Below are 6,666 nucleotides of genomic sequence, written 5' to 3' on the forward strand. Positions count from 1 at the left end.
GCAAATTGTTTTGCAGCTTGAGATCCATGAAACTACCTTTAAGCTTGATCCTCAGTTTCTAGTTCACGAATGGTTAAGCCTAAGGATTGGGCAATTTCCAGTGCTTGGCGTGGTTCAATAATTAAGCCTTGTAGTTGCTTAGGCTCGATTTGCATGCCCCCAATCTGCGAGCCGCGAATATCAACATTGCTCAGGGTTGCTTGGCGAAAATTGGCTCGACTCAGGTCGCAGTTACGAAAACAAATATCGCTGAGTTTGGCTGCTTCAAAACTGATTTCAAGCATACGGCAATCTTCGAAGCGGACATGCTCAAGTCGCGCCGACCACCACACGCTATAATCAAGTTGGCATGTGCTAAACACCAGATGTTCAGCTTGAGCCTCGACAAATTTCATGCCGCCTAAGCGCGAATTGCGCCATTCTAGCCGCTCTAGGTGGCTTTTCTCCCAATTGGCGTGGCTTAGATCACATTGCTCAAAGCTGCTATCGACTAGTTGCGATTGTTGCAATACCACTTGATTGAATTGGCATTGACGTACTAGCGATTGCTCCATAAAAATATCTTTGGCGCGTTGTTGATTGAAATTAAGCTGCTGAATAATTAATTGAGCGTAGTTGCTGTTATCGCTCAAGCTGAGTTCGCTGACGGTTTTTAGCTCGGCTGGAGGGCAATGTTGGGGTGGCGTGATGCCTTGATAGCGTTTGCGGCGTGGGCGTACCATGAAATTCAACCTCGCAGGACTAAACGAACAGATGTGTTATTTTAATCCAGTTGGCGAATTTAGCAACATAATCAAGAGCGCTTACCATGTAGCGTAAGCGCTCTCGATTTTTGAATTAAACCAGAGGTTTGAGGTTGGCGACGATCGCTGCGCGGCGTGGCTCAAGGAATGGCGGCAATACCACCGATTCACCCAGCGTCGCAGGATCTTCATCGACGGCAAAGCCTGGCCCATCGGTGGCAATTTCAAACAAAATGCCATTTGGCTCACGGAAGTAGAGGCTGCGGAAATAGTAGCGATCAATTTCGCCGCTGGTGCGGATGCTTAATTCGCGCAAGCGTTGGGTCCAGCCATGATATTCTGCTTCGTTGGGGGTGCGAAACGCCACATGATGCACGCCACCAGCGCCAGGCTGAGCTGGAGCCAAATCAGGCTGGACGACAACATGCAATTCGGCGGCGGCTCCACCAGCACCCATTTCATAGACATAAACTGGATATTCGTTGCCTTCGTTGAGGCTATATTGACGAACTTGGCGCATATTCAGGGCTTTGGTCAGCACAATATCGGTATATTCGAGCTGCGGTATGCTCAGCCGAATTGGCCCAAGCCCACGAATTTGGTGTTCGGCTGGCACTGGGCTGGCATCCCATGGCGTGTTGGCATCGCCAGTGCCAGCATCATCAATTAAGCTCAGGCGTTGGCCTTCATTATCAGCAAAATCGATGGTTAAACGGCCATCACGTTCGATCAACCCACTATGTTTGACTGCTTGTTGGCTCAAATGCTCAGCCCACCATTCGAGGCTGGCTTTGCCCGTGACCCGCAGCGCGGTGTTGCAAATGCTATGCGTGCCGCGTTTTTCAGGCGGAGTTGGCCAATCGAAAAAGGTGATGTCGCTGCCTGGCGTGCCTGCGCCATCAGCATAAAATAGGTGATAGGCACTCACATCATCTTGGTTGACGGTGCGCTTGACCAGTCGCATGCCTAAAACTTGGGTATAAAAACGATAATTTTCGCGCACATTGGCGGTTACTGCCGTAAGATGGTGGATTCCGGTTAATTGCATAGGTGCAGGCCTCGTTACAGGATTCTAGCTCGTCTTCACTTCCACTTGTATTGTACAACTATTTTGAGATTGACATAAGCTTTGGAAATCTAACGCTTGACTTAAAACATACTATAAGGTATGTTTTGTTGTAGCTAAATTCAATCGAACGAGGATACAATGCAAGCTATCACAATTATCGGTGGGGGAATTGGCGGTTTATGTTTGGCGATTGGCCTGCAACAACGCCAGATTCCAGTGCAAATCTATGAGGCTGCGCCAGTATTACGGCCTGTTGGTGCGGGCATTTTACTCGCTCCTAATGCCATGAATTTGCTCGAACGCTGGGGCTTAGCGGAAACTGCGCGGCAGCGCGGGTTGTGTTTAAGCAACTTGGGCGGCAGCGAATTTGGGGTTTTGGATGCGCAAGGCCGAAGTTTGCTGGCTGGCTTTGATCTGAATGTGATGCGTGAGCGCTTTGGCCAAGAATTGGTGACGATCAGCCGTGCTGCCTTGCATCAACTGCTGCTTGAAGCCTTGCCCGCCGATTGTTTGCACATCGATAAGCGCTTGGTTGGCTTGCAACAAACGGCTGATTCGGTCAAAGTGCAATTTGCTGATGGCACAACCATCGAAACGGCTTGCTTGATTGGGGCGGATGGCTTGCGCTCAGCCGTGCGCGAGCAGATTTTTCCCAATCAACGCTTGCGGTATTCGGGTCAAACCTCGCATCGAGCCTTGGTTGAGTTTGATTATCACGAATTGGGCCAGCCCGTGGCCGCCGAAATTTGGGGCGCTCAACTGCGTTTTGGCTACACTCCCGTTGGGGGAAATTTGGTGTATTGGTATGCAACTAGCCTTGCTGCTCAAGGCCAGCGCGATGTTTCGCCTGCTGCCGCCCGTGAACTGTTGCTAACCCAAGCTCACGATTTGCCAACCGTGGTTAAAACCTTGATTGAACGTACACCCGATGCGGCGTTATTGCGCACCGATATTAGCGATTTGGCGCATTTGAAAAATTGGTATTATGGGCGAGTTGGTTTGCTGGGTGATGCTGCTCATGCCACCACACCGAATCTGGGCCAAGGTGGTTGCCAAGCCATCGAGGATGCTTGGGTTTTGGCCGAAATGTTGGAGCGTTACGAACAATCACAGCTCGCATTTTTGCACTATCAACGATGCCGCATCAAAAAAGCCCGCACAATTGTTGATACCTCGTGGCGGATAGGCTCATTGGTGCATTTGCCGTATGCATGGCAACAAACTTGGCGCAATCGGCTGTTGCGGCTTGTACCTCGTAGCTTCGGTCAACGCCAAACCAATGGTATCTATGAATTGAATTTTTAAAAATATTAACGAGAAAACAAATAGCCTTGATTGATTCTTGAAAGAACGATGATTTTAGGGATATCACCAGTTGCGCTTTAGGGGGTGCAGGGGGATGAAAACACCCTGCGTTCCCCGCCTTGAGGCGGGGCGGAGGGGTGGTGATCATGAGCTATGCATGGATTTGATTGAGGAATCATAAATTTATAGGATCAAAAAAGGCTGTCGCAGCATCGAGACAGCCCACCATACACAACGCTGTGTACTGGTTATTTGGTTATTTAGCAGTGCAGCGAAAGGAGCAGGTGGGTGCGCAGGTTATTCCAGGTTGGGCTGTTCATGAGGCTTTGCTTGTCGCGAGGGCGGGGCAGATCGACCGTAATCACTTCTTTAATTGTGGCTCCAGGGCCATCGGAGAAAACCACAATTCGGTCGCTGAGGTAGATCGCTTCATCAATATCGTGGGTGACCATCACCACGGTTTCGGTGCGGGCATCGCCACTCCAGAGGCCCAATAATTCTTCTTGCAGGCTGCCACGAGTCAGCGCATCGAGCGCTCCAAATGGCTCGTCAAGCAGGAGCATGCGGGGGTGAACGGCAAAAGCGCGGGCAATCGCCACCCGTTGGCGCATACCGCCGGAGAGTTGCATTGGTTTTTTGTGCATATGGTTGCTCAAACCAACCCGCGCCAAGACATCGTTGGTCAGGGCTTTACGCTCGGCTTTGCTCATTTCAGTCTGGACTGAATCGACCGCTTCGTAGACATTTTGATAGACCGAAAGCCATGGCAACAACGAATAATGCTGAAATACCATGGCTCGCTCAGGGCTGGGCGCAGCGATTGATTTACCATCAAATAGCATCGTGCCAGTGCTGATGCTGGTGAGGCCAGCGATCATATTTAAAAGGGTGCTTTTGCCACAGCCGGAGTGGCCGATAAAACTAATAAATTCGCCCGATTGAATCGTCAGATCAATATCGTGCAGGATGTTAATTTGGCCTTGACCACTAGGATAATTTTTGCCCACGCTGCTAATTTCAAGCAGCGGAGCAGGCTCCATCGGTAGAATTGCGGTGTTGGGCGTGGTGCGCGGTAACAAACGTGGAGCCATTAGTGACCTCCTTCTTGCCAAGCGGCCATACGTTGACCAATCAAACTAAACAAACGATCCAGGGCTAAACCGGTAATCCCGATAACCAAAATAGCACTCATAACCCGTTCCAACGAAAGCGCGTTCCATGAATCCCAAACGAAGAAGCCCAAACCTGTGCCCCCAGCCAACATCTCGCCTGCCACAATCACCATCCAGGCAATCCCCATCGAGAGCCGCATGCCAGTTAAAATGGCTGGAAAAGCTGCGGGCAACAACACTTTGCTGATATAGCGCCAACGACTAAACCGAAAGACCTTGGAAACAGCCTTGAGGTCGGCAGGAATATTTTGCACGCCCATGGTGGTGTTGACCAAGGTTGGCCAAAGCGAGGTGATCACAATCGCAAAAACCACAGCTTTGGGCGCATTATGCAGCACTGCCAATCCCAACGGATACCATGCCAACGGCGAGACAGGCCGCAAAATCTCGATGACTGGAGCCAGCATTTTGCGCAGCGCAGCACTACTTCCAAGCAACATACCTAGTGGGATGGCGATCGCGATGCCAATCCCCCAGCCAGTGAAGACCCGCCCCAACGAAGCCATCAACTGAATCCCGATGCCTTTATCATTGGGTCCGTTGTCGTAGAAGGGATCGCTCAAAAGCTCACGTAAGGTGCTGGCGGTTGCCAGCGGGGTTGGCAATGTGCCGCCAGAAATCCATGCCGCAACTTGCCATAACCCGGCCAAAATCAACATTCCCATCAAAACTGGGCTAAGTGTTTGCCAAATTGCGTTGAGCCAGCGGCGGATGAGGGTTGGCGCTGAACTCTCACGCCGTGGAATAACTTCGATCATTTGTGCCATGGAAGTGCTCCTTGTCTGGTTGGCAATCGAGTGGCTGGTGTGTCAGCGACTGAAGCCGTGTTACTTCAGTCGCGAAGGTGTGTCGTGATGGCCTGCGGGCTAGGATGGGCTTTTGGGATCGAAGGTTTGTTGATCGAGCGTGACGGTGAATGGCTGTAAATCGTCGCCTGCCACGGTGAGGCTCATTTCTTTGGCGACTTCAGCATACAAATCACGCATAATCAACTTGTCGGCGATGGCGGTGTAGTCGGGAGCGCTTGGCAAGAGGCCAAAGCGCACATACTGGGCCATAAACCAAATTGCATGGCTGCGTTGCGGCGCATTGACCGCACCATCCTGATAAAAAACCATGCTTTTGCTTGGCTCAAACGTGCGTTCGCCTAAGGTTGCCCCAAGGTTGTATTGGCCCTTCAAACGCGCTTCGATCACATCGGCTGGAGCGTTGACATAGGCTTGACCGCCAATAACTTTAGCGGCTTCGCTACGATTATTGAAATCGTCAAGCCATTTTGAGGCCTCAAGGATGGCCTTCATGATTTTCTTGAGGTCATCGCGGCGTTTTTCGGCAAAACTTGGATTGACCACCAAGGCTTTCTCTGGGTGTCCCGCCCACAGATCTTGGGTTGCTAACACAGTTTCGCCAATGCCCTCTTTGACTGCGACCCCGTTCCATGGCTCGCCCACGCAGAAGCCATCCATCTCGCCGATGCGCATATTGGCAACCATTTGCGGTGGTGGAATTGTGATAATTTTGACGCTATTTTGATCAACGCCAGCGGCAGCAAGCCAGTAGCGCAGCCAAATATCGTGGGTTCCGCCTGGGAAGGTGCCTGCAAAGGTGGCGGGTTTATCAGCAGGGCGTTGGCTGATCAGCGCTTTGAGTTTGCTGGGGTCGCCATACCCCACCTCTTTGGCGAGGGCACTGCTGAGCGTAATGCCTTGACCATTTTGGTTCAAAATCATGGCAATTTTGAGTTCGCTTTCGGCCTTGCCGCCAACACCAGTGTAGACCGAGAAGGGCATTCCAAACAAACAGTGGGCAGCATCGAGGTCGCCAGTTAACAGCTTATCGCGTACATTGGCCCACGAAGCCTCTTTAACCACCTCAACGTTAACCCCATATTTTTGGTATAAGCCCAAGGTATGTGCCATCACCACCGAAGCACAGTCGGTCAGCGGAATAAAGCCAATTTTGATTGGGCGCTCACCAGTTTCGCTAGCACTTTCGCTACCACCACAGGCGGTCAAAAAGCTGGGCATGGCAACGGCAGCACCAAGTGAAGCTGCGGTTTTAAGAAAATTGCGACGGCTGATTTTTGACATTGGAAGCTCCTCCGTGAAACCTGTGGCACACATCAAACGCTTGGGAGATAGCAATTATTCATCTAGTCGTTAGATCAATAATTGGGCACGATTCACCCACATTGGTGAGGCTGCATGGCGTTGCAGGAGCTATCGCGAAACGAACAGGTTTGTTAGCGCACCGTCATTGGTGGAAACTGCATTCATTGCAGGGAGTTGAGCTATGAGCTTTGCCCCTCGATCGCTCGGCGGGGACAAGGGTGCTTTTAAGGGTAGATTTTACAATCCATTGATCACCACCCTTCCGT

The 6,666-nt window shown here is 51.1% G+C and carries 6 protein-coding genes; 1 reads left to right on the forward strand and 5 read right to left on the reverse strand.

Going from position 1 to position 6,666, the window contains the following annotated elements; translation table 11 throughout:
* Positions 1–38 precede the first annotated feature (38 nt).
* Together DEF47_RS10800 and DEF47_RS10805 are read right to left on the reverse strand one after the other, a co-directional pair.
* A complete protein-coding gene (locus DEF47_RS10800; RefSeq protein WP_012189884.1) occupies positions 39–722 on the reverse strand; it encodes a pentapeptide repeat-containing protein in 684 nt (227 codons plus the stop codon).
* 115 nt (positions 723–837) lie between these two features.
* The gene (locus DEF47_RS10805) at positions 838–1,791 is read right to left on the reverse strand and encodes a ring-cleaving dioxygenase (RefSeq protein WP_012189883.1); all 954 of its coding nucleotides are present in this window, start codon (positions 1,789–1,791) and stop codon (positions 838–840) included.
* 159 nt (positions 1,792–1,950) lie between these two features.
* Here DEF47_RS10805 and DEF47_RS10810 point away from each other — a divergent pair, with 159 nt between their 5' ends.
* Positions 1,951–3,117, forward strand: a complete 1,167-nt coding sequence (locus DEF47_RS10810) for an FAD-dependent monooxygenase (protein WP_012189882.1) — start codon at positions 1,951–1,953, stop codon at positions 3,115–3,117.
* A 260-nt stretch (positions 3,118–3,377) separates the two neighbouring features.
* Here the strand turns inward: DEF47_RS10810 and DEF47_RS10815 are convergent, their stop codons facing one another.
* The 3 genes from DEF47_RS10815 to DEF47_RS10825 all read right to left on the reverse strand — a co-directional run bounded on the left by DEF47_RS10815 (position 3,378) and on the right by DEF47_RS10825 (position 6,379).
* Positions 3,378–4,208, reverse strand: a complete 831-nt coding sequence (locus DEF47_RS10815; RefSeq protein WP_012189881.1) for an ABC transporter ATP-binding protein — start codon at positions 4,206–4,208, stop codon at positions 3,378–3,380.
* On the reverse strand, positions 4,208–5,056 hold the full coding sequence (ntrB, locus tag DEF47_RS10820) for a nitrate ABC transporter permease (protein ID WP_012189880.1): 849 nt from the start codon (positions 5,054–5,056) through the stop codon (positions 4,208–4,210). Before ntrB ends, DEF47_RS10815 begins: the two co-directional genes overlap by 1 nt.
* 99 nt (positions 5,057–5,155) lie before the next feature.
* Complete coding sequence (locus tag DEF47_RS10825; RefSeq protein ID WP_012189879.1) at positions 5,156–6,379, reverse strand: CmpA/NrtA family ABC transporter substrate-binding protein; 1,224 nt, start codon at positions 6,377–6,379, stop codon at positions 5,156–5,158.
* Between the last annotated feature and the right edge of the window lie 287 nt (positions 6,380–6,666).

Source organism: Herpetosiphon sp. (assembly GCF_003512625.1).
Lineage (GTDB): Bacteria > Chloroflexota > Chloroflexia > Chloroflexales > Herpetosiphonaceae > Herpetosiphon > Herpetosiphon aurantiacus.